Origin of the sequence: Kitasatospora sp. NPDC048540 (assembly GCF_040651175.1) — a bacterium.
Taxonomy (GTDB): Bacteria; Actinomycetota; Actinomycetes; order Streptomycetales; family Streptomycetaceae; genus Kitasatospora.
In genome coordinates this window covers 26,135-49,800 of record NZ_JBEZIR010000046.1, presented here as the reverse complement: position 1 = coordinate 49,800, position 23,666 = coordinate 26,135, and the positions used below count along the sequence as shown (strand labels likewise).

Annotated in this window: 23 protein-coding genes; 16 read left to right on the top strand and 7 right to left on the bottom strand. The window is 74.3% G+C overall.

What is annotated here, in order from left to right:
- Nucleotides 1-105: 105 nt before the first annotated feature.
- Nucleotides 106-642, bottom strand: coding sequence for a DinB family protein (locus tag AB0D08_RS19725; protein ID WP_359890212.1), 537 nt, complete (start codon nt 640-642; stop codon nt 106-108).
- Between the two features lie 300 nt (nt 643-942).
- Here AB0D08_RS19725 and AB0D08_RS19720 point away from each other — a divergent pair, with 300 nt between their 5' ends.
- The 7 genes from AB0D08_RS19720 (at nt 943) to AB0D08_RS19690 (ending at nt 8,023) form a co-directional block, all read left to right on the top strand.
- A complete protein-coding gene (locus AB0D08_RS19720) occupies nt 943-4,158 on the top strand; it encodes a DEAD/DEAH box helicase (protein WP_359890210.1) in 3,216 nt (1,071 codons plus the stop codon).
- Nucleotides 4,159-4,238: 80 nt separating this feature from the next.
- Nucleotides 4,239-4,481, top strand: a complete 243-nt coding sequence (locus tag AB0D08_RS19715) for a hypothetical protein (RefSeq protein WP_359890208.1) — start codon at nt 4,239-4,241, stop codon at nt 4,479-4,481.
- A 205-nt stretch (nt 4,482-4,686) separates the two neighbouring features.
- The gene (locus AB0D08_RS19710; protein ID WP_359890206.1) at nt 4,687-5,658 is read left to right on the top strand and encodes a hypothetical protein; all 972 of its coding nucleotides are present in this window, start codon (nt 4,687-4,689) and stop codon (nt 5,656-5,658) included.
- Between the two features lie 220 nt (nt 5,659-5,878).
- The gene (locus tag AB0D08_RS19705; protein ID WP_359890203.1) at nt 5,879-6,310 is read left to right on the top strand and encodes a hypothetical protein; all 432 of its coding nucleotides are present in this window, start codon (nt 5,879-5,881) and stop codon (nt 6,308-6,310) included.
- 93 nt (nt 6,311-6,403) lie between these two features.
- Nucleotides 6,404-6,868, top strand: a complete 465-nt coding sequence (locus AB0D08_RS19700) for a helix-turn-helix transcriptional regulator (RefSeq protein WP_359890201.1) — start codon at nt 6,404-6,406, stop codon at nt 6,866-6,868.
- 67 nt (nt 6,869-6,935) lie between these two features.
- Complete coding sequence (locus AB0D08_RS19695; RefSeq protein WP_033818134.1) at nt 6,936-7,487, top strand: hypothetical protein; 552 nt, start codon at nt 6,936-6,938, stop codon at nt 7,485-7,487.
- A gap of 197 nt (nt 7,488-7,684) precedes the next feature.
- Nucleotides 7,685-8,023, top strand: a complete 339-nt coding sequence (locus tag AB0D08_RS19690) for a DUF2516 family protein (protein ID WP_255369491.1) — start codon at nt 7,685-7,687, stop codon at nt 8,021-8,023.
- Nucleotides 8,024-8,167: 144 nt separating this feature from the next.
- On the opposite strand, the gene AB0D08_RS19685 is transcribed toward AB0D08_RS19690, so the two are convergent.
- On the bottom strand, nt 8,168-9,907 hold the full coding sequence (locus AB0D08_RS19685) for a fused response regulator/phosphatase (protein ID WP_359890198.1): 1,740 nt from the start codon (nt 9,905-9,907) through the stop codon (nt 8,168-8,170).
- 216 nt (nt 9,908-10,123) lie between these two features.
- On the opposite strand from AB0D08_RS19685, the gene AB0D08_RS19680 reads away from it, so the two are divergent.
- A complete protein-coding gene (locus AB0D08_RS19680) occupies nt 10,124-10,687 on the top strand; it encodes an O-acetyl-ADP-ribose deacetylase (RefSeq protein WP_033818132.1) in 564 nt (187 codons plus the stop codon).
- Between the two features lie 442 nt (nt 10,688-11,129).
- Here AB0D08_RS19680 and AB0D08_RS19675 read toward each other — a convergent pair whose 3' ends face one another.
- A complete protein-coding gene (locus AB0D08_RS19675) occupies nt 11,130-11,954 on the bottom strand; it encodes a class I SAM-dependent methyltransferase (protein ID WP_359890195.1) in 825 nt (274 codons plus the stop codon).
- Between the two features lie 465 nt (nt 11,955-12,419).
- On the opposite strand from AB0D08_RS19675, the gene mshA reads away from it, so the two are divergent.
- Nucleotides 12,420-13,745: a D-inositol-3-phosphate glycosyltransferase gene (gene mshA, locus AB0D08_RS19670; RefSeq protein WP_051814223.1), complete on the top strand. Its 1,326-nt coding sequence runs from the start codon at nt 12,420-12,422 to the stop codon at nt 13,743-13,745.
- A gap of 233 nt (nt 13,746-13,978) precedes the next feature.
- Nucleotides 13,979-14,545 (top strand): YbjN domain-containing protein, encoded by a 567-nt coding sequence (locus AB0D08_RS19665; RefSeq protein ID WP_359890192.1) that lies wholly within the window; start codon nt 13,979-13,981, stop codon nt 14,543-14,545.
- A gap of 58 nt (nt 14,546-14,603) precedes the next feature.
- Here AB0D08_RS19665 and AB0D08_RS19660 read toward each other — a convergent pair whose 3' ends face one another.
- Nucleotides 14,604-15,902, bottom strand: coding sequence for an MFS transporter (locus AB0D08_RS19660; RefSeq protein ID WP_359890189.1), 1,299 nt, complete (start codon nt 15,900-15,902; stop codon nt 14,604-14,606).
- A gap of 147 nt (nt 15,903-16,049) precedes the next feature.
- On the opposite strand from AB0D08_RS19660, the gene AB0D08_RS19655 reads away from it, so the two are divergent.
- Nucleotides 16,050-16,808, top strand: a complete 759-nt coding sequence (locus tag AB0D08_RS19655) for a phosphoglyceromutase (RefSeq protein ID WP_033825389.1) — start codon at nt 16,050-16,052, stop codon at nt 16,806-16,808.
- Nucleotides 16,809-16,941: 133 nt separating this feature from the next.
- Here AB0D08_RS19655 and AB0D08_RS19650 read toward each other — a convergent pair whose 3' ends face one another.
- Nucleotides 16,942-17,121, bottom strand: a complete 180-nt coding sequence (locus AB0D08_RS19650; RefSeq protein WP_359890187.1) for a hypothetical protein — start codon at nt 17,119-17,121, stop codon at nt 16,942-16,944.
- A gap of 179 nt (nt 17,122-17,300) precedes the next feature.
- Complete coding sequence (phoU, locus tag AB0D08_RS19645) at nt 17,301-17,984, bottom strand: phosphate signaling complex protein PhoU (RefSeq protein WP_033825388.1); 684 nt, start codon at nt 17,982-17,984, stop codon at nt 17,301-17,303.
- 314 nt (nt 17,985-18,298) lie between these two features.
- Here phoU and AB0D08_RS19640 point away from each other — a divergent pair, with 314 nt between their 5' ends.
- Both AB0D08_RS19640 and AB0D08_RS19635 read left to right on the top strand, forming a co-directional pair.
- Entirely contained in the window at nt 18,299-19,582 is a 1,284-nt protein-coding gene (locus AB0D08_RS19640; RefSeq protein WP_033825387.1) for an ATP-binding protein, read from the top strand.
- On the top strand, nt 19,579-20,274 hold the full coding sequence (locus AB0D08_RS19635; protein WP_033825386.1) for a response regulator transcription factor: 696 nt from the start codon (nt 19,579-19,581) through the stop codon (nt 20,272-20,274). The genes AB0D08_RS19640 and AB0D08_RS19635 overlap by 4 nt, the downstream gene beginning before the upstream one ends.
- Nucleotides 20,275-20,373: 99 nt before the next feature.
- Here the strand turns inward: AB0D08_RS19635 and AB0D08_RS19630 are convergent, their stop codons facing one another.
- Nucleotides 20,374-21,078 (bottom strand): hypothetical protein, encoded by a 705-nt coding sequence (locus AB0D08_RS19630; RefSeq protein ID WP_033825385.1) that lies wholly within the window; start codon nt 21,076-21,078, stop codon nt 20,374-20,376.
- 451 nt (nt 21,079-21,529) lie between these two features.
- On the opposite strand from AB0D08_RS19630, the gene AB0D08_RS19625 reads away from it, so the two are divergent.
- The 3 genes from AB0D08_RS19625 to ispF all read left to right on the top strand — a co-directional run bounded on the left by AB0D08_RS19625 (nt 21,530) and on the right by ispF (nt 23,565).
- Entirely contained in the window at nt 21,530-22,012 is a 483-nt protein-coding gene (locus tag AB0D08_RS19625) for a CarD family transcriptional regulator (protein WP_014136563.1), read from the top strand.
- 229 nt (nt 22,013-22,241) lie between these two features.
- Nucleotides 22,242-22,994, top strand: coding sequence for a 2-C-methyl-D-erythritol 4-phosphate cytidylyltransferase (gene ispD / locus AB0D08_RS19620; protein WP_033825384.1), 753 nt, complete (start codon nt 22,242-22,244; stop codon nt 22,992-22,994).
- Nucleotides 22,984-23,565 (top strand): 2-C-methyl-D-erythritol 2,4-cyclodiphosphate synthase, encoded by a 582-nt coding sequence (gene ispF, locus AB0D08_RS19615; protein WP_082527189.1) that lies wholly within the window; start codon nt 22,984-22,986, stop codon nt 23,563-23,565. Before ispD ends, ispF begins: the two co-directional genes overlap by 11 nt.
- The last annotated feature ends 101 nt before the right edge of the window (nt 23,566-23,666 follow it).

Here is a 23,666-nt window from a genome sequence, read left to right as displayed (position 1 = left end):
CCAGTTTCGGCCGACGTGCCGCCGCCGCGTCATTCAGGCGCGGGGTGGGCAGGGGGCGCGGCCCGGTCGAGGCCGCCCTTCGCCGCCCTGCCGACCCGCCCTTGCTCAGGCCGCGCCGGTCTCGTCGACCAACTCGAACGCCGTCTTCCCGTCCAGCGTCTCGCGGATGATGTCGGCGTGGCCGGCATGCCGGGCGCCCTCCTGGATCAGGTGCAGCAGCACCCAGCGGGCCGTCCGGCGGCTGTTCGGCGGGAACCAGGGAGCGGTCGGCAGCGGGAAGTCCACCGCCAGGTCGGGCAGCTCCCGGATGATCTTCTCGGTCTCGGCCGCGACCTGCTCGTAGGTGTCCAGCCAGGCCGCCAGCGTCTCGCCCTCGGCCAGCCGGTACTCCTCCGCCCAGTCGTTCTCGTCCGGGGTGGCGTGCACCCCGCCGCCCTGCAGGTTGTCGACGATCCAGAACCGCTCGCACCGGGCCGCGTGCTTGATCAGCACGGTGAGGGAGAGTGCGCTCACGGTCGGGGTGCTCGCGGCCTGCTCCTCGGTCAGCCCGTGCACCGCGCGGCGCAGACCGCCGCGCTGGGCGGCCAGGAAGGACAGCAGGGCCTCGCGCTCGTCGGTCTCCGCGTTCACCAGGGTGGGCATGTCGGTCGCCTCTCGTCGGCTGCGTCGTCGCCGGACGCCCCTGCGGGTCCCGGCTCTCGGTGTCACCGACGTTATCGGCGGATGCGGACAGCTTCGGTCCTCTTCTGCGCCCGTACCGCCCCGACCGCCCCGCCTGCCTCTACCGCCTCACTCCGTCCCCGCGTCCGCTGCCGTCCCCGCGTCCGGCCGCTGCCCCCGCAGGGCGGCCGGACCGGGCCCGTCCCGCTCCGCGCCACCGGGCTAGGGTGAAAACCGACCGGCGGCCGGCAGCGGCCACCGCGCGTACGGAAGGCACGCCGCATGTACGCCCTGCACGCACTCTGGCGCAGCGACGGCCGCCTCGCCCTGTGGGCCGAGGACGCACGGGCCTTCCGCTCCGTCCGGGTCGAACCGGGCAGCCGCGCCCACCCGTACGCCTGCTCCGCCGCCGCCGTGGCCGAGCTGCTCGCCGGCATCGGACCCGCGCTCGGCTGGCTGGCCGAACAGGGCGCCGAACGCTGGACCGGCCTCCACCTCCCCACGCTCGGCGGACGGCCCGCACCCTCCCCCGACCTGCCCGTCGGCGCCACCACCGGCGGGGTCGCCCTCGCCGTCTGGCGGGTCCCCAGCCTGGTGTTCGAGCCCGCCGAGGCGGCCCAGCTGCTCGGCGGCCTGGACGACCCCCGCTGGGCCGGAGCCACCGCCGACCTCCCGGGCACCGGACCGGTCGAGGTCGCGTACGGCGCCTCGCTGCGCTGGCTGACCGCCGTCCACGACCTCGCCTGGCGGCTGCTCGGCCGGGGACGGGTACTGCCCGTGATGAGCACGGAGGACGGCGTCCCGTACGCCCGCTGGCAGGCCGCTCCGGACCGGCCGGGCCGCGCGGAGGCGGACGCCCTCGCGGCCGGCTGCCCGCCGGTCTGCCGCGCGGAGGACGTCCCCGGCGCGCAGCCCACCGGCCGGGCCCTGGTCGCCACCCTGCTCGACACCCTCACCGACCAGGAGGCCAGGGCCGCCCTGGCCGCCACCACACCCGACCCGGTCCCCGCCGACCACCCCACCGAGCAGTGGCTGGCCGCACTCGCCACCGCCGACGGCCGGCTCCCCGGCCCGCCGCCCGGCCTGCCCGAACGCCTCGCCGCCTGGTACGACGACCGCCCCGAACGGCGGCCACTACGCCTGTGCCTGCGGCTGACCGAGCCGCTCGGCCCTTCCGACGGCGACCCCGACGGCCTGCCCGCCGTCGACGACTGGCGGCTCGACTTCCTGCTCCGGCCCACCGAACGCCCCTCGCTGCTGGTCACCGCCGCCGACCTATGGGCCGGCGGCCCGGCCGCCGCCGCGCTCACCCACGCACTCGCCAGCACCCCCGGTCCGGCCGCGGAGGGCGGCCCCGGGCCTGGTGGCAACCCCGACCCCGGCGGCAACCCCGACCCCGACGGCAACCCCGACCCCGCCCGTACAGCCGACCCCGCCCGTAGTCCCGGCCCCGCCCGTACACCCGCCGACGACCCCGTGGAGCTGTACCGCGCCGAGCTGGAATGCGCAGCTCTGCACCACCCCGCCCTGCGCGCCGCCCTTCGCTCGTCCCGGCCCACCGGCCTCGCCCTCGACCGCGCCGCCGCCCTCGACTTCCTGCGCGAGGCCGCGCCCCGGCTCGCCGACGCGGGCTTCGGCGTGCTCCTCCCGTCCTGGTGGCAGCGCCGCCCACGGCTCGGCCTGCTGCTCACCGCCCGCACCCCGACCCCCGGCGCCGTCCAGCAGCCCGGCCGGATCGACCGCGACGACGTGCTGGACTTCCGCTGGCAGCTCGCGGTCGGCGAACTCGCCCTCACCCAACAGGAACTGACCGAACTCGCCGCCGCCCAGCAGGGCCTGGTACGGCTGCGCGGCCAGTGGGTCGAGGTCGACGCCGGACAGATCGCCGCCGCCCTCGACTTCCTCACCCGGCAGGGCGCGGGCGTGATCGACGCGGCGGACCTGCTGCGGCTGGCGCTCGACGGCACCGGGCCCGTCCCCGGCCTGCCGGTCACCGCCGTGCACGCCGACGGCCCGATCGGCGACCTGCTGGCCGGCCGGGCGGTCGACACCGGCCCGCCGCCCGCGCTGCCCGCCGACTTCACCGGCGTCCTGCGCCCCTACCAGGAACGCGGACTGGCCTGGCTGGCCGCCCTCGCCCGGCTCGGCCTCGGCGCCGTGCTCGCCGACGACATGGGCCTCGGCAAGACCGTCCAGACCCTCGCGCTGCTCGCCACCGAGCGGGCCGCCGGGGCCACCGGCCCCACCCTGCTGGTCTGCCCGATGTCGGTGGTCGGCAACTGGCAGCGCGAGGCGGCCCGCTTCGCCCCCGCCCTCGCCGTGCACGTCCACCACGGCGCCGACCGCGACCTCCCGGACACCACGGCCGACCTGGTCATCACCACCTACGGCCTGGTCCAGCGCGACCTGGACGCGCTGCGCCGCACCCGCTGGCGGCGGATCGTCGCCGACGAGGCCCAGCACATCAAGAACAGCGGCTCCGGCCAGTCCCGGGCGATCCGTTCGCTGCGTTCCGGCCCCCGCATCGCCCTCACCGGCACCCCGGTGGAGAACCGGCTGGCCGAACTGCACGCCATCCTGGACTTCGCCAACCCCGGCCTGTTCGGCAGCGCCGAGTCCTTCAAGGAACGGTTCGCCGTCCCGGTCGAGCAGGCGGGCAACCTCGATGCCGCCGCCCGGCTCCAGCGCCTCACCGGCCCGTTCGTACTCCGCCGGCACAAGAGCGACCCCGCGGTCGCCGGCGACCTGCCCGCCAAACAGGAGTTCACCGTCCGTTGCAGCCTCACCGCCGAGCAGGCCGGGCTGTACCAGGCCGTGGTCGCCGACCTGCTGGCCCGGCTCGACGGCATCCGTGGCGTCGAGCGCAAAGGTGCGGTGCTGGCCGCGATCGGCCGGCTCAAGCAGGTCTGCAACCACCCCGCCCAACTGCTCGGCGACGGCTCCGCGCTGCCCGGTCGCTCCGGCAAACTCGAACGACTGGAGGAGCTCCTCACCGAGGCCCTCGCCGAGGGGGACCGGGCCCTGGTCTTCACCCAGTACGCGACGTTCGGCGCCCGGCTGCGCCGCTACCTCGGTGGGCGGCTCGGCCGGGAGGTGCTGTACCTGCACGGCGGTGTGCCCAAGCACGAACGCGACGAGCTGGTCGAACGCTTCCAGTCACCCGACGGGCCGCCGGTGTTCCTGCTGTCGCTCAAGGCGGGCGGCGCCGGGCTCAACCTGACGGCGGCCAACCAGGTGATCCACTTCGACCGGTGGTGGAACCCGGCCGTCGAGGACCAGGCCACCGACCGGGCGTTCCGGATCGGCCAGCGCCGCGACGTCCAGGTCCGCCGCCTGGTCTGCACCGGCACCGTCGAGGAACGGATCGCCGAACTGATCGACGCCAAGCGGACGCTGGCCCGGACCGTGGTCGGCGAGGGCGAGCAGTGGCTGACCGAACTCCCCGCCGAGCAACTGCGTGAACTGCTCACCCTGTCCGCCGACATGATCGGAGCGTGACCATGGCCGAGACCGCGCCCGTGTCGGGGCCCGCGCCGGGGCCTGTGCCGGGGCCCGTGCCGGACCTTGACGAACGGCCGTTGGCAGACTGCCTGGAGGGCTTCTGGGAAGGCAGGTTCGCTGTCCGGCGGGACCCCGCGGACCCCGCGGAGCCGGCGGACGTCGCGGGCGGAGGCGACGGCCCGGGCGGGGGCGAGGGCGACGGCGCGGGAGGCGGCGTGCGGACGGCGCTCGACGGCCTCGGCCCGTCCGGCATCACGGTCCGCGGCCGCGACCTCGCCGACCTGCTGGCACCCGCCTACCGGTGGTTCACCGGCGGGTGACGCCACCGCTGACACCACCGCCGTGAGCAGGCGGCGAGGGTGACGGGAGGTGCGCGGGAGGCGCGTGGGAGGTGCGCGGGAGGTGCCTGGGAAGGGGCGCGGTGCGGCCGGGCTGCCGGGTACCGGGGGCGGGTGGGGGCGGGGTAGCCTCGGTCCACCCCGGCGGCCGTCGGGGGCTGACCGAGGTGACCGGGGGGCCGGACGGATGGGTGGACGGCGGGCCGAGATCGAGGCGCGGGTCGAGCGGGACTGGGGCCTGGAACTCCCCGAGTCCGTCTTCACGTTCCACGACTTCCTGGAGCAACTCGACCCGGTGTCCGCGGGGGCGTTGCGGGACCTCGGCCACGCACCGATGGGGGTCATGGACCTGTTCGCCGACCCGGCGCTCCTGCCCCGCGACGGTGTCGACGTCCGCGCGCACGGCCGCTACTACCGCGACCCGCCGGAGTTCCTGACCTTCCTGCACGGCGGCACCGACGGCCTGCACTACGGCCTGTGGTTCGACGACGGCCGCACCTGCACCTCGGTCGCCTCGTACTGGAACAACGACGGTGCCGGCATCGACAACACCTTCGCGACCCCGCTGGAGGCGGTGCGCGCGGCCGTCGAACGTGCCTGGCGCGACCTCGACGACGACGATCCGGGCCACCCGGCGGTGATCGAGTCCCGCTCCCGGCTGGTCCGGCTCCGGTCCGCGGTGGGCGAGTTCGAGACCGGCGACCGGCCGGAGACGGGAACCGGCTACCTGCGCGCGTACACCCACGACCTGACCCGGCCGCCCGTCGCCACCGACCGGATCACCACCCTGGACGGTGCCGGTGCCCTCGCCGACGGCACCACCGCGCTCGACCGGCCCGCCCACAACGCGGCGGACGAGTACCTGTTCGCCACGCACATGGACGTCGTGTTCGAGGACCGGGAGCAGCTGGCCGAGTGCGTCACCGAAGCCCGCCGCCGCTGCGCGGCGGGCGACCCGGCCGAGGCCCTGGTGCTCGGCCGTGACCTGCACTGGGCGTCCTACGGCGACCCGGTCCGCGAGGCCCACGCACAGGAGCTGCTCGCGTCGGCGTACCGCGCGCTCGGCCGCCCGGCTCTCGCCGGGATCGCCGAAGCCCACCACCTGCACCGGGCCCTGCGGTCCGTCGACCTCCTGGACCGCTCGCCGGCCACCGGCTGAGCCGGCTTCTCCTCGTCGGACGGGTGCGGCTGCTGTCCCGTCCCGGCGACGTCCTCGGCCACGTCCGGGCATCCTGGCATCCTGGCACCGTGCGGGGTCGGCGTGCCGCCCCCGCGGGGCGAGCCCTGGAACCGCCGGCCTCCGCCGTGCCGTCCCCACCACGATGAACGGGGAGAGCGTGGGGGAGCCGCGAGCGGGCATACGGGCGGGTGCCGGTTGCTTGGCGTTCGCCGTCGGCCCTGTCCTTGGCCTGATAGCCGATTTCCGGGCCGGCGGTCTGATCAGCAGCACCTGGTCCTCCTGCATGGACCTGCCGTGGCAGACGGCGTACGACATCACGGACGATCCCAGGTTCGACCTCGTCGGGGACTTCCCGATGCTCGCCGCGTACTGTCTCGCCTTCCCCCTCGGATGCCTGGCGACGCTGCTCGTGGTGCGGTCACGGGACCGTCTCACCGTGGTGCTGGCGGGCAGTATGGTCGGCCTGCTGGCACTCTTTGCCGTCTTCGCAGTCGATCTGACGAGCAATCTCTCCCCGCCGCGCGGAAATTACCTCCAGTCGCGTTGCCCGCACGGGGTGCCACCGTGGTGGCCTGCCTTCCTGCCGGTACGTGACTCCGGGCCGCCGAGCGGCTTCGAGCACCGAGGATGATCGATTGGCAGGGTGGCGGGCAGGGCGGCGCGCCGGCTTGCTGTTGCTAGCGGCTTGCTTGCAATTGCAAGCGGGCGGGTGCAGACTGCTGGCATGGCCTCACTGAACGTCGGCTCGCTCGGCGAGTACATCCGCGAGCAGCGCCGCAACGCGCAGTACTCGCTGCGGCAGCTGGCCGAGGTCGCCGGAGTGTCGAACCCGTACCTCAGCCAGATCGAGCGCGGGCTGCGCAAGCCGAGCGCGGAGATCCTGCAGCAGATCGCGAAGGCGCTGCGGATCTCGGCCGAGACGCTGTACGTGCAGGCCGGGATCCTCGAGGAACGGGACGGGGACGCGCCCGCGCTGCGGGCGGCGATCCTGGCGGATCCGCTGCTCAACGAACGCCAGAAGCAGGCGCTGCTGGCGGTCTACGAGGCCTTCCTCAAGGAGAACCGCGAGACCGGGGAGAGCAGCGGGGCCGCTGCTGCCACCGGGACCGTGCCCGCCACCCCTCCGGCAGGATCCGCCGATGCCGATGCCGATGCCGATGCCGATGCCGACACCGGCGCTACCGGCTGACCGCACCGGCACCACCCAGACTTCCGACCGGCCCGCCGGGCCGTCCACGCACACAGGAGGACCGGACATGCCCATCACCGACGACATCAAGAAGACCCTCTCCGACCCGACCCCGCTGTACGCCCTGGCGGGCGTCGGCGACCTCGCGTACGAGAAGCTGCGCGAAGTGCCGGGCAAGGTGGAGGAGCTGACGGCGGATCGCAAGGCCACCCAGGAGAAGGCGGCGGCGCGGTTCCAGGAGGCGCAGGCCGCCCTGGTCGGCGCTCAGGCGAAGGTGACCGAGACCGTCAACACCCTGCCCACCGACCTCAAGGAACTGCAGGAGAAGGCGCAGACCTTCGCGCTCCAGCAGGTCGGCCGCGCGGCGGAGCTCGCGGTCAAGGCCATGGAGGCCTACGAGGAGCTGGCCGTGCGCGGCAAGGCCGTGGTGGACAAGGGCCGGGGCGGTTCCGCCGAGGCCGGCTCCGCTGCCGCCGAGCAGCCGGCCGAGGTGACCGAGGTCGTGGTGGACTTCGAGGCCCGTTCGGCGGCCGGTGAGCCCGTCGAGGGGGAGCTGGTGGACGACGCTCCCGCGCCGAAGAAGACTACCCGGGCCCGTAAGGCCGACACCGAGAAGTAGCAGTGGGCGACGCCGGGTGCCGGCCGGCCGGCTGGGCACGTCCGGAGGCCCCGGCCCGTTCTCATCGGGGACAGCGGTCGTCCGTGCCACGATGGAAGGGGTGCCCTCGCGGCACCCTGGCTGCGGCCGGCATTCCCGGGTAGAAGCCGACCCGAAGCGACCGCAGCCGAGCCGAAGAGGCAGTGAGGAGACAAGCGGTGCAGCAGTTCCTGCTCTTCGACGTCCTGAATCCGTTCTGGTGGCTCGCCATGGCGATCATCGGATTCAAGGCGGTCGCGTTCGTCGATGCCCTGATCAGGCGCGACGATGCGTACCGGGCGGCGGACAAGAAGCCCAAGGCGTTCTGGCTGATCCTGCTCGGGCTGTCGCTCGGCCTGGATCTGCTCTTCCCCGTGAACGTCACGAGCGGCTTCCTGACCCTCGCGGGCCTGGTCGCCTCGATCGTCTACATGGTCGACGTCCGGCCCGCGATCAAGCAGCTGACGGACGGGCGGGGCGGCGGCCGCCGCAACATCGGGCCGTACGGGCCCTGGTAGCCCGGAGCCGAGTGGCTCCCGCAAGGTGATGCCCGGCGCGTGATGCCTGGAGCGTGATGCCTGGAGGGTGGTGGCCGTTGGCCGCCACCCTCCGTCACGTCCGGGCTCCGCGCAGGGGCGCGGGCACCGGTGCCGGCGCCGTGCTCAACCCATGATCAACGGGATCGGGTTGCGCTCCAGCAGCAGTACCGCGACGTCGTCGGTCAGTGCTCCGCCGTTCAGCTCCTCCACCTCCGCGATGGCGCTGTCGACCAGTCGGCCCCTGGTCAGCCCGGCCGCCTGGTGGTCGGCGACCAGGTCGATCAGACCGTCCTGCCCCAGCCGCCGTGAACCCGCGCCGACCCGGCCCTCGACCAGACCGTCGGTGTACAGGAGCAGCCGCCAGCCGGGCTCCAGCTCCAGCTCCAGCCCGGGCCAGGCCGAATCGCAGTCGTCGCACGGCAGCAGACCGAGCGCCGGCCCGGCGTGCTCGGCCGGGAGCAGCGCGGGCCGTCGGCCGCCTGCCAGCAGGAGCGGCGCGGGGTGGCCGGCCAGGTAGAGCCGGGCCCGGTCGCCGGGCTCGGGTCCGCCGGCCCGGTCGGGGTCGGCCTCCGCCGGGGTGGCGGGGGAGAGGACGAGCATGCAGAGGGTCGCGAAGATCTCGTCGCTGCGCCGCTCGTGTTCGAGGACGTGCTGCAGGGTGGTGAGCAGGGCCTGGCCGGAGAGGCCGGCGAACACCAGCGTCCGCCACGCTATCCGCAGCGCGACGCCCAGCGCGGCCTCGTCCGGGCCGTGCCCGCAGACATCGCCGATCACCACGTGGACCGTGCCGTCGTCCGTCCGGACCGCGTCGTAGAAGTCGCCGCCCAGCAGGGCGCGGCGGCGGCCGGGGCGGTAGCGGCGGGTGAAGGCCAGCCCGGCGCCGTCCAGCAGCGGGGTGGGCAGCAGGTGGCGCTGGAGGCGGGCGTTCTCCTGGCCGCGCAGTTCGGCCTCGACCAGGCGGCGCTGCGACTCGTCGGCGCGCTTGCGCTCCACCGCGTACCGCAGGGCACGGGCCAGCAGGGGGCCGTCCGTCTCGTGCTTGATCAGGAAGTCCTGGGCTCCGGCCGCGACCGCGGCGGCCCCCAGCTCCGCCCCGGCGGCGTCGGTCAGGACGACGACGGCCGTGTGCGGGGCGCGGCGCAGCAACTCGCGAAGCCCGTCGAGGCCGTCGGACTCCTCCGGGCCGGTGTGCCCCTGGGACCCGGTGGGCCCGTGCGGCGCGGTGCCCGTGCCCGGGGCGGTGGCAGTGGTGGCTGCGGTGGTGGGATCCGGTTCGGTGGTGGTGCGGTCCCCGGGGCCGCAGGGCGCGGCGAGGTCGAGCAGTACACAGGTGAACCCGGCCGCGGGTGGCCGATCTCCCGGGCGCTGCATGCCCCGGCGCGCGGCCAGCGGCGCGGCGGACAGCAGGGCCACGGCCTGCTCGACGCCGCGTGCCCAGTGCAGCTCGACGTTGGCACCGCTCTCGGCGACCAGGGTCTTGATCAGTTCGATGTCGGACGGGCCGTCCTCGATCACCAGCAGGTGGGCCGGGGGCTCGCTGCCGGGCTCGGGGCGGCGGGCCGCTGCTGCCGCGGTGGCCGGGCCGGCGGGCGGTGTCCTGGGGAGGCCACTGGGAGGGGAGCCGGGGCCGGTCGTGCGGGGACTGTCGACGCGGGCCCGGGGATGCGGTATCGGCGTGGCGGCGCCGGACTCGGGAGTGTGGTCGCGGTAGGTGTGCACCCCGCCGGCCCGCTTGGCGGCGCGGCCGATGGCGGGCGCGCTGCCTGATGCGGGGCCCGGCCGTCGCGCGGTGTCGGCGGCGTCCTCGGCAGTACCGGCGGCGCTGCCGGTACCGGACGCCCGCCCGTCTCCCGTTCCGGGCATTGGTCGGTCCTCCCTTTCCCCGACTGGCCAACGGCTGAGGTCCGTGTGCAGTGCCCGCCTGGCACCGCGGGTCGGGGAGCTTCTCGCGACCATAACGTGATCTCCGGGGATTTCTCTGACCGAGCGCCGACGATGTGGTTATTGCCACGCTCTGGAGTGGTTTACGGGCTACGGTGTGGGCCCCGGCAGGCGGGGGCCGATGGGAGGTCGGGGGTCGTGACGCGGATCACGATGGTGCAGGGTGACATCACGGAGCAGCAGGTGGACGTGGTCGTCAATGCGGCCAACTCCTCGCTCCTCGGCGGGGGTGGCGTGGACGGCGCGATCCACCGCAAGGGCGGACCGGCGATCCTCGCCGACTGTCGGAGGCTGCGCGACTCGCACTACGGCCGCGGCCTCGATGCGGGCCGGGCCGTGGTGACCACGGCCGGCCGGCTGCCGGCCCGTTGGGTGGTGCACACGGTGGGGCCGGTCTACTACCCGGACCTCTACGAGGAACGGGCGGAGTTGCTGTCCTCCTGTTATCGGGAGTCGCTGCGGCTGGCAGCTGAACTGGGCGCGCGGTCGGTGGCGTTCCCGGCGATCTCTACCGGGGTGTACCGGTGGCCGATGGAGGACGCGGCGCGTATCGCCCTCACGGCGGTGACGGAGGCGGTGGCGGACCCCTCGGTGGTGGCAGGGACGGCGCCGGCCGAGGTGCGGTTCGTGCTCTTCGGTGCGGATGCGTTCGAGGTGTTCGATCGGGTGCGGCAGGAGCTGGGGCGCCCTGGGGCGCGGTAGCCCGGTGGTGTGTTCGAGTCGGCCCGCGACGGCGGGTGCGGTGGTGCGGGTGGCGGGTGTGGCGGAGTGGGTCGGAGTGGGCAGAGGAGCTGAACGGGCCTCAGGTGGCCTGCGTGGCAGCTCGTGCGACTGCCCCCATGGTGGCGTGACGGGGCGTCAACACGCCAGAGTAATTCGATAACTCGTTCGAGTGAATCGCCGGAAGCACGGCCCGGAGCCCGAACGGGAGACCGGCTCGATGCCCTGCTCGATGCCCGGCTCGGCACCCAGGTCAGCGGCCCAGCGGCGGGTCCGGCGGCGCCACCGGCCGGTGGCGGCCCCGCCCGTCGGATACCGGTTCCGCCCGGCCGAACGCCCCTCGTGCCCGGCGGACGCCTGCCGTGCGGACGCCTGCCCTGCGGCCGGCCTGCCGTGCGGCCGGCGGTCCCGCGGGCACCCGCCGTCAGGGCGCCAGCGCGGACCACTCCAGGGTGATCTCGCCCTGCCGCCACCGTCCACGTGCGTCCACCAGCGGCCAACTGCCCGCCAGCGCCCCGCAGGTCGCCACCCAGCGCTGGCGGGCACCGAACGCGCCGTACGGTGCGGCAGCCGCCCAAGCCCGGTCGAAGTCGGTGAGGAAGGTGTGCACCGGCCGGCCGGGCACGTTGTGGTGGATCAGCGCCTTGGGCAGGCGTTCGGCCAGGTCGGAGGGGCGCTCCAGGGTGGCGAGCCGGGCCGCGAAGGTCACCGTCCGGGGCCCCTCGGGGCCGAGCGCGACCCAGACGTGCCGCCGGCCGATCTCGTCGCAGGTGCCCTCGACCAGCAGCCCGTCCGGCGCCAGCCGTCCGCACAGCCGCGCCCAGACCTCGGCCACCTCCCGTTCCTCGTACTGCCGCAGCACGTTGGCGGCCCGGATCAGCTGGGCCGGTCCGCCGTCCAGCGGCACCTCGAAACCGCCCCGCCGGAAGGTGAGCAGCGGCGGCACGGCGTACGGCAGCGCCGCCGCGACCCGCTCGGGTTCGATCTCGATGCCGACCACCCGGGTGTCGGGCCGGACGGTGCGCAGCCGGGCCGAGAGCTCGACGGCGGTCCAGGGCGCCGCACCGTAGCCGAGGTCGACGGCGACCGGCGGGCGGTCGGCGGTACGCAGCGTCGGGCCGAGGGTGTGGGCGATCCAGCGGTCCATCCGGCGGAGCCGGTTGGTGTTGGTGGTGCCGCGGGTGACCGTGCCGACCGGCCGGGTCGGGCGTGCCCCGCGGGCGGCGGGAGAGTCGGACGTGGCGGGCATGCCCGCAGCCTACGTGGCGGCGGGCGCGCCCCCGGGCCCGCGCCCGGCCCGCCCGTGACGCTTGCCACACCCCTGCCCCGGCCGTGCCGCGGCCGCGCCCCCGCCCGCCGTACCGGCCGCGCCCCCGCCCGCCGTACCGGCCGCGCCCCCGCCCGCCGTACCGGGCGCGGCCCGCCGCCCGCCCGCCCGATCTCGGCGGCGCGGCCGGGAATACCGGTCGACTCCCACTCGGTTGTGACTCAAGACGTGTGCCCGCCCGGAGCCACCGGCCCCGGGCGTTCGCATGCGGACGGGCCGTGCGACGGAGCGCGGGCACGTCGCCGAGCAGCAGCGCGACCGGCGGGACATCCGCGTACCGCCGGCCGAGCAGGTACCGACCGGGCAGCACAACGGGCAGCACAAGGAGGCATCAGCCAGGTGACCCAGCACCTCGCACGGGCCGTGGCCCGACGTGACCGGCTCACCCTGCCGTCGACCCGGGGCCGCCTCCAGTCGTTGGTGGCCTCCCGGTCCCGTCGTCCCCGCCGGATCGCGATGCTCAGCGTCCACACCTCCCCGCTGCACCAGCCGGGCACCGGCGACGCGGGCGGTATGAACGTCTACATCGTCGAGCTGGCCAAGCGGCTCGCCGAGCTGAACATCGAGGTCGAGGTCTTCACCCGGGCGGTCAGCTCGGAGGACGCGCCGACCGTCGACCTCGCCCCCGGGGTCCTGGTCCGGCACGTCACCGCGGGCCCGTACGAAGGACTGATCAAGGAGGACCTGCCCGCCCAGCTGTGCGCCTTCACCCACGGCGTGCTGCGCACCGAGGCCGGGCACCGGCCGGGCCACTACGACCTGGTGCACTCGCACTACTGGCTCTCCGGCCAGGTCGGCTGGCTCGCCGCCGAGCGCTGGGGCGTCCCGCTGGTGCACACGATGCACACGATGGCGAAGGTGAAGAACGCGGCGCTGGCCGAGGGCGACACCCCGGAGCCGGCCGCCCGGGTGATCGGCGAGACCCAGGTGGTCGACGCCGCCGACCGGCTGATCGCCAACACCGCCGAGGAGGCCGCCGAGCTGTCCCGGCACTACGCGGCCCGCCAGGACCAGCTCGCGGTCGTCCACCCCGGCGTCAACCTGGAGGTCTTCCGCCCCGGCGGGACCGGTGGCCGCTCGGCCGCGCGGGCCCGGCTCGGGCTGCCGCCGGCCGCGGCGGTCCTGCTGTTCGCCGGGCGGATACAGCCGCTCAAGGCGCCCGACGTGCTGCTGCGCGCCGTCGGGGTGCTGCTGGAGCGCGAGCCGCAGCTGCGCGAACACCTGGTGGTGCCGGTCGTCGGCGGCCCCTCGGGCACCGGGCTGGCGCGTCCGGAGAGCCTGCACAAGCTGGCCGCCCAGCTGGGCATCTCGGACGTGGTCCGGTTCTGTCCGCCGGTCGGTCAGACCCAGCTGGCCGACTGGTACCGGGCGGCCACCGCCCTGGTGATGCCCTCCTACAGCGAGTCCTTCGGCCTGGTCGCCCTGGAGGCGCAGGCCTGCGGCACCCCGGTGGTGGCGGCGGCCGTCGGCGGTCTGCCGGTCGCCGTCCGGGACGGCGTCACGGGCACCCTGGTCCCGGGCCACGACCCGCAGGACTGGGCCCGCGCGCTGCGCCCGTACGTCACCGACCCCGGGCTGACCGAGCGGCAGGGCCAGGCTGCGGCCCGGCACGCGGCCGGGTTCGGCTGGGACGCCGCGGCCCGTGCCACCGCGGAGGTCTACGCGGGCGCGCTCGCCCGCCCGGACCAGCGCACCGGCGCCCGGCTGCGCTGACCCGGCCGCGGCCGTTCGGTCCCGGCCCACGGCACCCGGGAGACCCGGTGTGAGCCACCGCGCACCCTTGCCGACCTGCATCGATGGGCGGATTCCGGTGGTTGGGGTGTGGCCGCGCGCCCCACGGGGTTCGTCCGGGGGAGCGGTGGCGCGAGCCACCGGAACGGGTGGCGGGCGACCGGCCGCCCGGCGGTTGCTGCACCCGGGCTCTACCGCCGAGTAACGTCTCTCCCATGGCAATCCGCACCAAGGACGAGTCCCTCACTCTGCTGCGCACCGCGCTCGACGAGGCGGGGGTGGCCTGGGAGCAGGCCATCACCGACCCGTACACACTGGTGGCCACGCTGCCCGGCGTCCGGAAGCTCTCCACCACCTGCGCCCTGCGGGTGGGTGACCACACCCTCTCGGTCAACGCCTTCGTGGTCCGCCGGCCGGACGAGAACCACGAGGCCGTCTACCGCTGGCTGCTGGAGCGCAACACCCGGCTCTACGGGGTCGCGTACGCCGTCGACCCGCTCGGTGACGTCTACCTGGCGGGGCGGCTGCCGCTGGAGGCGCTCACCCCCGACACCGTCGACCGGTTGCTCGGCACGGTGCTGCAGAACGCCGACGAGCCCTTCAACACCCTGCTCGAACTCGGCTTCGCCACCGCGATCCGGCGCGAGTGGGAGTGGCGCACCAAGCGCGGGGAGTCCACCCGCAACCTGGCGGCCTTCGCCCACCTCGCCGGACCCACCACCGCCACCGCCCCCATCGCTGCCACCACCGCTGCCCCGGAGACCCCGCCCGCCGACAGCTGACCGGACCCACGACGGCCGAGCCCGGCGCCCACCGGCACCCCGAACCGGCCGAGGCCGCTCAGGACGGCACCGCGACCCCACCGCCGGGCGCGGCCGCCACCTCCCCGTCGGCCGCATCGGCCCCCGCCACCCGGGCCCCGCCCCCGGCGTCGGCCGCCGCCCTCCGGCCGACCAGCAGGAACGCGCCCGCAGCCACCGTCCCGCACACCCCGCACGCCAGCCACACCACCGCGCTGCCCGCATGCTGCAGCAGGTAGCCGCCGGCGAGCGGCCCGAGGAACGACGCCAGCGACCAGGACAGCGAGTGGACCCCCTGGTAACGGCCGCGCGCCCCGGCGGGGGAGAGCTCGGCGACCAGGCCCATCATGGTCGGCGCGGCCATGATCTCGCCGATCGTCCAGACCGCGACCGTGACGGCGAAGAACGCGGCCGACGAGCCCGCGAGCGCCGTCAGCCCGAAGCCCCAGCCGGTCAGCAGCGCGCTCACCACCAGCAGCGCGGTCCGGTTGCGGCCCTCCATCAGCCGGCCCATCGGCAGCTGGAGCACCACGATCAGCAGCCCGTTCAGGCCGATCACCAGGCCGTAGCCGCTGGTGGAGATGCCCGCCTCGCCCATGTCGATCGCCAGCGTGGTGCTGCCCTGCTGGGCGACCAGCGCCAGCAGCAGGTTGACCCCGACCAGCGCCATGAACCGGCCATCCCGGAAGACGGTCCCGAGGCCGGTCCGCGGCTCCTCCCGGACCGCCGCCGCCGACCGCTCGGGCCGGGTCTCCGGGATCCGGACGAACACCATCACCGCGCAGATCAGCGTGGTGAGCGCGTCCAGCAGGAACAGCGGCAGATAACCGTGCGCGGCGATCAGACCGGCGACCGCCGCCGAGACGCCGAAGCCGATGTTGATCGCCCAGTAGTTCAGCGAGTAGGCGCGCACCCGGTCCGGCGCCGGCACCAGGTCGGCGATGATCGCGGAGATCGCCGGCCGGGCCGCGTTGCTCGCCAGGCCCACCAGGAAGGCCACCACCGCGATGGCCACCGGGCCGTCCGCAAAACCGAGCGCCGCCGTCGACACCGCCGTGGACAGCTGCGCCGCCATCAGCGTCGGGCGCCGGCCCAGCCGGTCCGCGAGCACCCCGCCGAGCAGCGAGGCGATCGCCGAACCGGCACCGAACAGGCCCGCCACCAGACCCGCGTACGACGCCGGGTAGCCCCGCCCGACGGTCAGGTACAGCGCGAGGTAGGTGACCACGAAGCCGCCGAGCCGGTTCACCAGGGTCGCCGCCCACAGCCACCAGAACTGCCGGGGCAGGCCGCCCACGGACTCCGACAGGACGGTGCGCAGACGGGACGGTGCGGGCAACGGGTGCTCCCGGGGCAGCAGGCCGCCCACCAGCCGGAATGCGGTGAACCGGCCAGCGGGGCAGTAAGTGTCACTAATGGAATCGACACCTTACCCGGCGCTCATCGGACCGACTACCCGATTTCCGCCTCCACTAAGCTGTCGGCCATGGCTGACACGACCTACCGACTGATCCTGCTCCGCCACGGCGAGAGCCAGTGGAACCAGAAGAACCTCTTCACCGGCTGGGTCGACGTCGACCTCAACGAGAAGGGTGAGAAGGAGGCCGCACGCGGCGGCGAGCTGCTGGCCGCCGAGGGCTACTTCCCCGACGTGCTGCACACCTCGCTGCTCCGCCGCGCCATCCGCACCTCGCAGATCGCCCTGGACAAGGCCGACCGCCACTGGATCCCGGTCCGCCGCAGCTGGCGGCTGAACGAGCGCCACTACGGCGCCCTGCAGGGCAAGGACAAGGCCCAGACGCTGGCCGAGTTCGGCGAGGAGCAGTTCCAGCTCTGGCGCCGCTCGTACGACACCCCGCCGCCGGTGCTGGCCGACGACAGCGAGTACTCGCAGGCCGGCGACGCCCGCTACGCCGACATCCCGAGCGAGCTGCGCCCGCGCACCGAGTGCCTCAAGGACGTCGTCGAGCGGATGCTGCCGTACTGGTACGACGCGATCGTCCCGGACCTGGCCGCCGGCAAGACCGTGCTGGTCACCGCGCACGGCAACAGCCTGCGCGCCCTGGTCAAGCACCTGGACGGCATCTCCGACGAGGCCATCGCGGGCCTCAACATCCCCACCGGCATCCCGCTCGCCTACGAGCTGGACGCCGACTTCAAGCCGCTCACTCCCGGCGGCCGCTACCTCGACCCGGAGGCCGCCGCGGCCGCCATCGAGGCGGTCAAGAATCAGGGCAAGAAGTAGGCCTCACGGCGAAACGGCCCCTCACCTGCGCGGACAGCGCGGGCGGGGGCCGTTGTCGTTCCCGGGCCGCCGTCGTTCCCCGGCCGCCGCCCGTCCCGGGGCGTCGGTGGGCCGCCCGGCGGGCCCGTGCGGGTCAGTGGCCGCCGCAGCAGCCCCCGGAGGCGCCGCCGCACTGGCAGGGCGCACCGGACTGGCAGCCGCAGCCGCAGCCCGGGCCGCACCCGCAGCCGGCCGCCAGGACGGGGAGCAGCCCGGCGGCGGGCGGCTCGGTGATGCTCTTCGGCGGGGTGGTCGGGGTGGCGGTTGCCTTCATGGCGCTGGACCCTCCTCGTCGGGGCACTCCGGAGACGGGCGTGCCTGCTTTCCGAGTGAACCCGGGTGGTGCCGAGGCGTCAACGGGCGCACAGAAGTGGGGGTGCACCAACTGTGTGCGCCCCCACCTCCGGTGCTGCCGCTTCCGTCACCGCTCACCCGCCGTCCGGCGGGCCGGGGTCACTCGCCGAGGGCGGCCGGCTCGTTGGTGGCGAGGAAGTCGCCGATGTGCTCGCCGGTCACCAGGAACACCACGCGCTTGGCCACCGACACCGCGTGGTCGGCGAACCGCTCGTAGTACCGGCCGACCAGCGTGACGTCGACGGCGGTCTCGATGCCGTGCTGCCAGCGGTCGTCCAGCAGGTGCGAGAAGAGCTCGCGGTGCAGCGCGTCGATCGCGTCGTCGTCCTGCTCCAGCTCCAGCGCCTTGTCGACGTCCTTGGTGGCGATCACCAGGCCCGCCTTGGCGACCAGGCGCTGCGCGAGCTGCCCCATCTCCAGCACGATCGGGTGCAGGTCGTTGGGGACGGCGGTGTCCGGGAAGCGCAGCCGGGCCACCTTGGCGACGTGCCGGGCGAGGTCGCCGCAGCGCTCCAGGTCGGCGCTCATCCGCAGCGAGGTGACGACGATCCGCAGGTCGGTGGCGACCGGCTGCTGGCGGGCCAGCAGGTCGATCGCTCGGTTCTCCAGGTCGTGGTGCAGGCTGTTGACCTTGTCGTCGGCGGCGATCACGCTCTCCGCCAGCGCCAGGTCCGCGTCGAGCAGCGCGGTGGTCGCCCGGCCCATGGCCGAACCGACCAGCCGGGCCATCTCGATCAGTCCGTCGCTGATCGAGTCGAGTTCCTCGTGGTACGCGTCGCGCATGCTCTCTCCTCCTGGCCGTCGGCGCCGGGTGCGGCGCCGACCGGTCCATCAGTAGCTGTGTCGGTGGCGGTGCCGACCGGATGTCCCGGGCCGGGTCCCCCTCGGGAGCCGGGACGTCCGCTGCTGGTGGCGCGAATGGTAGCCGCGTCACCGCCCACACGGGCTTGCATTGCCCAGACTGATCCGTTCGGGCGACTGCCCACGGCCGATGTGGTGAATCACCGGCAGCTTGAAGGTGAATTCTCGGCAACGCGGGGCCGATGCCTTGATCGCACCCGTACGGGACCGGCCCGGCATGCGCTTACGCTGGCCGTATGGACGTGAATGTGGCCGCCGCCGCAGCCTGCGCCATAGCCGGGCTCGGCGTCGGCCTCACGGCCGCCATCGCCTTCCGTTGGAGTGAGCGCGAGCAGGCGAAGGGCAGCAACGGCGGCAGGACCAGCAGCAGGACGGGCCCGGGTGGGCCGCCGCACCAGGAACCCGCCCTGCCGCCGGGCGTGGACACCGTGCTCTCGGTGCTCCGCTCCTGCGCGATCGTGCTCGGCGAGGGCGACGAGGTGGTCAAGGCCAGCTCCGCCGCGTACGCGATGGGCCTGGTCAGGGGCGGTGCGATGGCCGTCGACCCGATGCTGTCGCTGGCCCGGGCGACCCGCCGGGACGGCGAGATCCGCCAGGTCGAGCTGGAACTGCCCCGCCCCGGCGCGGCCCGCGCCGCCGAACCGCTGGCGGTCTCGGTCCGGGTCGCCCCGCTCGGCTCCCGGCTGGTCCTGGTGCTGGTCGAGGACCTCACCGACCGCCGCCGGATCGAAGCGATCCGGCGGGACTTCGTCGCCAACGTGTCGCACGAGCTGAAGACCCCGGTGGGCGCGCTGTCGCTGCTCTCCGAGGCCGTCGCGGACGCCTCCGACGACCCGGAGGCCGTCCAGCGGTTCGCCGGCCGGATGCAGATCGAGGCGACCCGGCTGGCCAGCCTGGTCCAGGAGATCATCGACCTCTCCCGGGTCCAGGACGACCGCATCCTGGCCGACCCCGAACCCGTCCCGGTGGACGAGCTGATCGCCGAGGCGATCGACCGCTGCCGCCAGCCCGCCGCCGCCAAGCAGATCCTGATCGCGGCCGGCGGCACCGGCGACCTCTACCTCGACGGCAACCGCGGCCAGCTGGCCGCCGCACTCGGCAACCTGGTCGAGAACGCCGTCAACTACAGCCCGCCCCGCACCCGCGTGGCCATCGCCACCCGCCGGATCTCCAGCGCCGCCGCGCTGGGCGAGGCGGACGGCGAACTGATCGAGATCTCGGTGACCGACCAGGGCATCGGGATCTCGGAGAAGGACCGAGAGCGGATCTTCGAACGGTTCTACCGGGTCGACCCCGCCCGCTCCCGCGCCACCGGCGGCACCGGTCTCGGCCTCTCGATCGTCAAGCACGTGGCCGCCTCCCACCGCGGCACCGTGTCGGTCTGGAGCGTCGAGGGCCAGGGCTCGACCTTCACCCTGCGGCTCCCGGCCGGCCAGGCGCCGGACCGCACCCCCTCATCCGAACCCCGTTCCGACGCGACCGCGTCGGACTCCCTTCCTGCCCCGGAGGCCCGATCGTGACCCGAGTACTGGTGGTCGAGGACGAGGAGTCGTTCAGCGACGCCCTCTCGTACATGCTCCGCAAGGAGGGCTTCGAGGTGGCCGTGGCCGCCACCGGACCCGACGCGCTGGAGCAGTTCGAGCGCAACGGCGCCGACCTGGTGCTGCTCGACCTGATGCTCCCCGGCCTGCCCGGCACCGAGGTCTGCCGCCAGCTGCGGGTCCGCTCCAACGTGCCGGTGATCATGGTCACCGCCAAGGACAGCGAGATCGACAAGGTCGTCGGGCTGGAGATAGGGGCCGACGACTACGTGACCAAGCCCTACTCCACCCGCGAGCTGGTCGCCCGGATCCGCGCGGTGCTGCGCCGCCGCGGCGAGGACGGCAACGGCGACGGCGGCGGCGCCACCCCCGGCGCGCTGGAGGCCGGCCCGGTCCGGATGGACGTCGACCGGCACGTGGTGACCGTGGACGGCGCCAAGGTGGACCTCCCGCTCAAGGAGTTCGACCTGCTGGAGATGCTGCTGCGCAACGCCGGCCGGGTGCTCACCCGGATGCAGCTGATCGACCGGGTCTGGGGCGCCGACTACGTCGGTGACACCAAGACCCTGGACGTCCACGTGAAGCGCCTGCGCGCCAAGATCGAGCCGGACCCGGGCGCGCCCCGCTACCTGGTCACGGTCCGCGGCCTGGGCTACAAGTTCGAGCCGTAGACCGCACCGGTACCCGCGCACACCGAGAGGGCCCCCGCCACGGCGGGGGCCCTCTCGGGCGTCAGGCGCCCGGCCGGCCCGGAGGCCGGCCGGCGGTGCTCAGTGACCGGCGAGCGGGCTGCCGGAGGCCGAACCGGAGGGGACGGCCGCACCGGTGGCGGGGGCCGAGCCGGACGGGGAGCCGGACGGCGTGCCGGTGATCGTGGCGGACGGCGACGGGGAGGCCGAAGCGGCGGCGGACGGCGAGGCGCTGGAGGAGGGGGAGGCGGACGGGCCGGCCTCCGCCTTCGGGCCGAACGCGGCGTACTGGCCGACGGCCGGCAGCACCGCGGCCTCGGTGCCGACCTGGCCGGCCCGGCCGAAGACGAAGCCGGTCGGGGCGAAGCCGCCGACGCTCACCTTGACCGAGGCCACGTGGGCCGACGGCTGGTCCGGCCCGCCGAGCAGCACGGCGCCGCCCGCCGGGATGACGATCTCGGAGAGCTGGGCGCCCTTGGCGTCGGTGAAGGTCGCGGTCATGTTGTCCCCGACGGTGATCGACTTCAGCGTCTCGGGCGTGGTGCCGGAGTTGCTGATGTTCGCCGTCACGTTGGCCGGGCCCGCACCCGCGCCCTCGGCGGCGGCCCGCGGCAGCGTCACCACCACGATGTTGTTGAGCCGCAGGTAGTCCCCGAGTGAGGTGGCCGCGTTGTCCGGCTTGATCTCCAGGGTGTCCGGCGTGTTCCCGGCGGCGCAGGCCGACAGCGGGACGATCGCGGCGAGGACGAGGGCGGCGATGGCGCCGCGTCGAAGGCTCCGGCTCACGGCGGCGACTTCTCCTTGGGTGGGATCACGGTGGATGTGGATCACGGTCTGTGGTCAGCGTTCAGACTACCCACCGCAGTTATCCGGTTCTCACGGGGTGGCCCCGTGTCGCGTCCCGGTCCTGCCGGGGGCCGCCCGACGGGCCGTCTCCGGGCGTGTCCCGAGGACCCGTGCCGGGTCCCGCCCGGGGACGTGTCGCAGGTCACTGTCGGGGTGCCGCCCGGAAGGCGGCAAAAACTCAAGATCAAACCATGGTTTCGGGAGTGTTGCCAGGGGTTTCGCCGAGCTCTCGGAACGCCTCCCACCTGCGGGAAGCCGCCCTCGAACACCGGTCGCAGCATGCGATGGGGGTGATTGTCAAGCCCCGAGACCCGCCCTGACCTGCGAAAACGCCCTTCGGGTCGGCAGAAAAGCGTGTTATTCTGGAAAGCCACGGAAGGGGTCCTGTCACATGACGTTCAAGGTTGGCGACACGGTGGTCTACCCCCATCACGGGGCTGCGCTGATCGAGGCCATCGAAACTCGCCAGATCAAAGGTGTGGACAAGACCTACCTGGTGCTGAAGGTGCAGCAGGGAGATCTGACGCTGCGCGTGCCCGCCGAGAACGCGGAGTTCGTCGGCGTGCGAGACGTGGTCGGTCAGGAAGGTCTCGACCGGGTCTTCGAGGTGCTGCGTGCACCGTACACCGAGGAGCCCACGAACTGGTCCCGCCGCTACAAGGCGAACCTCGAGAAGCTTGCCTCGGGTGACGTCATCAAGGTCGCCGAGGTCGTCCGCGACCTGTGGCGTCGCGAGCGCGAGCGCGGCCTGTCGGCCGGCGAGAAGCGGATGCTCGCCAAGGCTCGGCAGATCCTGGTCAGCGAGCTCGCGCTGGCCGAGAACACCAACGAGGACAAGGCGGAGACGCTGCTCGACGAGGTGCTCGCCTCCTAAGGGCGGCCTCGTTCCACAGCACTTCTGCATGCCACGGCGCCCGATGCCGCTGTGCCACCACGGACTCGCAGTCGTCCAGGTGGTGCAACAGCACCTCGGGCGCTTCGGCATGTCCGCGGACAGCCGCCACTGCGGGGCGGTGGTCCACTAACGTGCAGCCGGAAGAGGGTCGTGCCGGGCGCCCGATGCGTACGGCAGGGCCATACCCACTGCGACTGAGGAGCGAAACCTGAACGCCACAGCACACCTCGCGGCGGCGGTGGTCCCCGCCGCGGGACGGGGCGAGCGGCTGGGCCCCGGAGCCCCGAAGGCCCTGCGCGAACTCGGCGGCGTGCCGCTGCTCGTGCACGCCGTACGGGCGCTGGCCCGCAGCCGGGCGGTCGGCCTGGTGGTGGTCGCGGCCCCGCCCGGCGGGGTGGCTGAGGTCGCCGCGCTGCTCGACAGCCACGGCCTGGACGGCAAGGACGTCCGGGTGGTGGCCGGCGGCGCCAGCCGGCAGGAGTCGGTCCGGCTCGGCCTGGCGGCGATCCCGGCGGAGACCGAGGTCGTGCTGGTGCACGACGCCGCCCGTCCGCTGGTACCGGTCGAGGTGGTCGACGCGGTGGCCGCGGCCGTCCGGGCCGGGGCCGGGGCCGTGGTGCCGGCCGTCCCGCTGGCCGACACCGTCAAGCGGGTCGAACCGCGGCCCGCCGGCTCCCCCGAACCGGTGCTGGACACGCCCGACCGGTCCACCCTGCGCGCGGTGCAGACCCCGCAGGGCTTCCTGCGCGCGACCCTGCACGAGGTGCACGAGAAGGCGCTGGCCGAGGAGGCCGGGGGCTCGCCGCCGCTGGTCACCGATGACGCCGGGCTGGTCGAGCACTACGGCGGCCGGGTGGTCGTGGTGCCCGGGCACGAGGAGGCGTTCAAGGTGACCCGCCCGCTGGACCTCGTCCTGGCCGAGGCCGTACTCGCCCGAAGGAGGGCCTCCGATGGCTTCTGAGCAGACGGCTTCTGAGCAGAGGGCTTCTGAGGAGAGGGGTTCCGGGCCGACGGCTCCCGAGCAGGCTTCCGACCGGACGGCGCCCGCCGCGCCCGTGATCCCGCTGGTCGGCATCGGCACCGATGTGCACGCCTTCGAAGCGGGCCGGCCGCTGCGGGTGGCGGGCCTGGACTGGCCCGGCTCCGAGTTCGGCCTGGCCGGGCACTCGGACGCCGACGTCGCCGCGCACGCCGCCTGCGACGCGCTGTTCTCCGCCGCCGGCCTCGGTGACCTCGGGGCGCACTTCGGCACCGACCGGCCCGAGTGGGCCGGCGCGGCCGGGGTCACCCTGCTCGCGGAGGCGGCCCGGATCGTCCGGGAGGCCGGCTTCACCATCGGCAACGTGGCGATCCAGGTGATCGGCGTCCGACCGAAGATCGGCAAGCGGCGGGCGGAGGCCCAGGCCGTGCTCTCGGCCGCGGTCGGCGCACCGGTGTCGGTCTCCGGCACCACCACCGACGGCCTGGGCCTGACCGGGCGGGCCGAGGGGCTGGCCGCACTGGCCACCGCCCTGGTGTACCGGGCGCCCTGAGCCGCCCGCGCGGCGGCGGCCGCCCGGCCGCCGGGGTGTCTCACCGGCGCGGGGCGCCACCGGATCGGTAGCTTGGCCGGGTACCAGTTGGCTCGTCACCG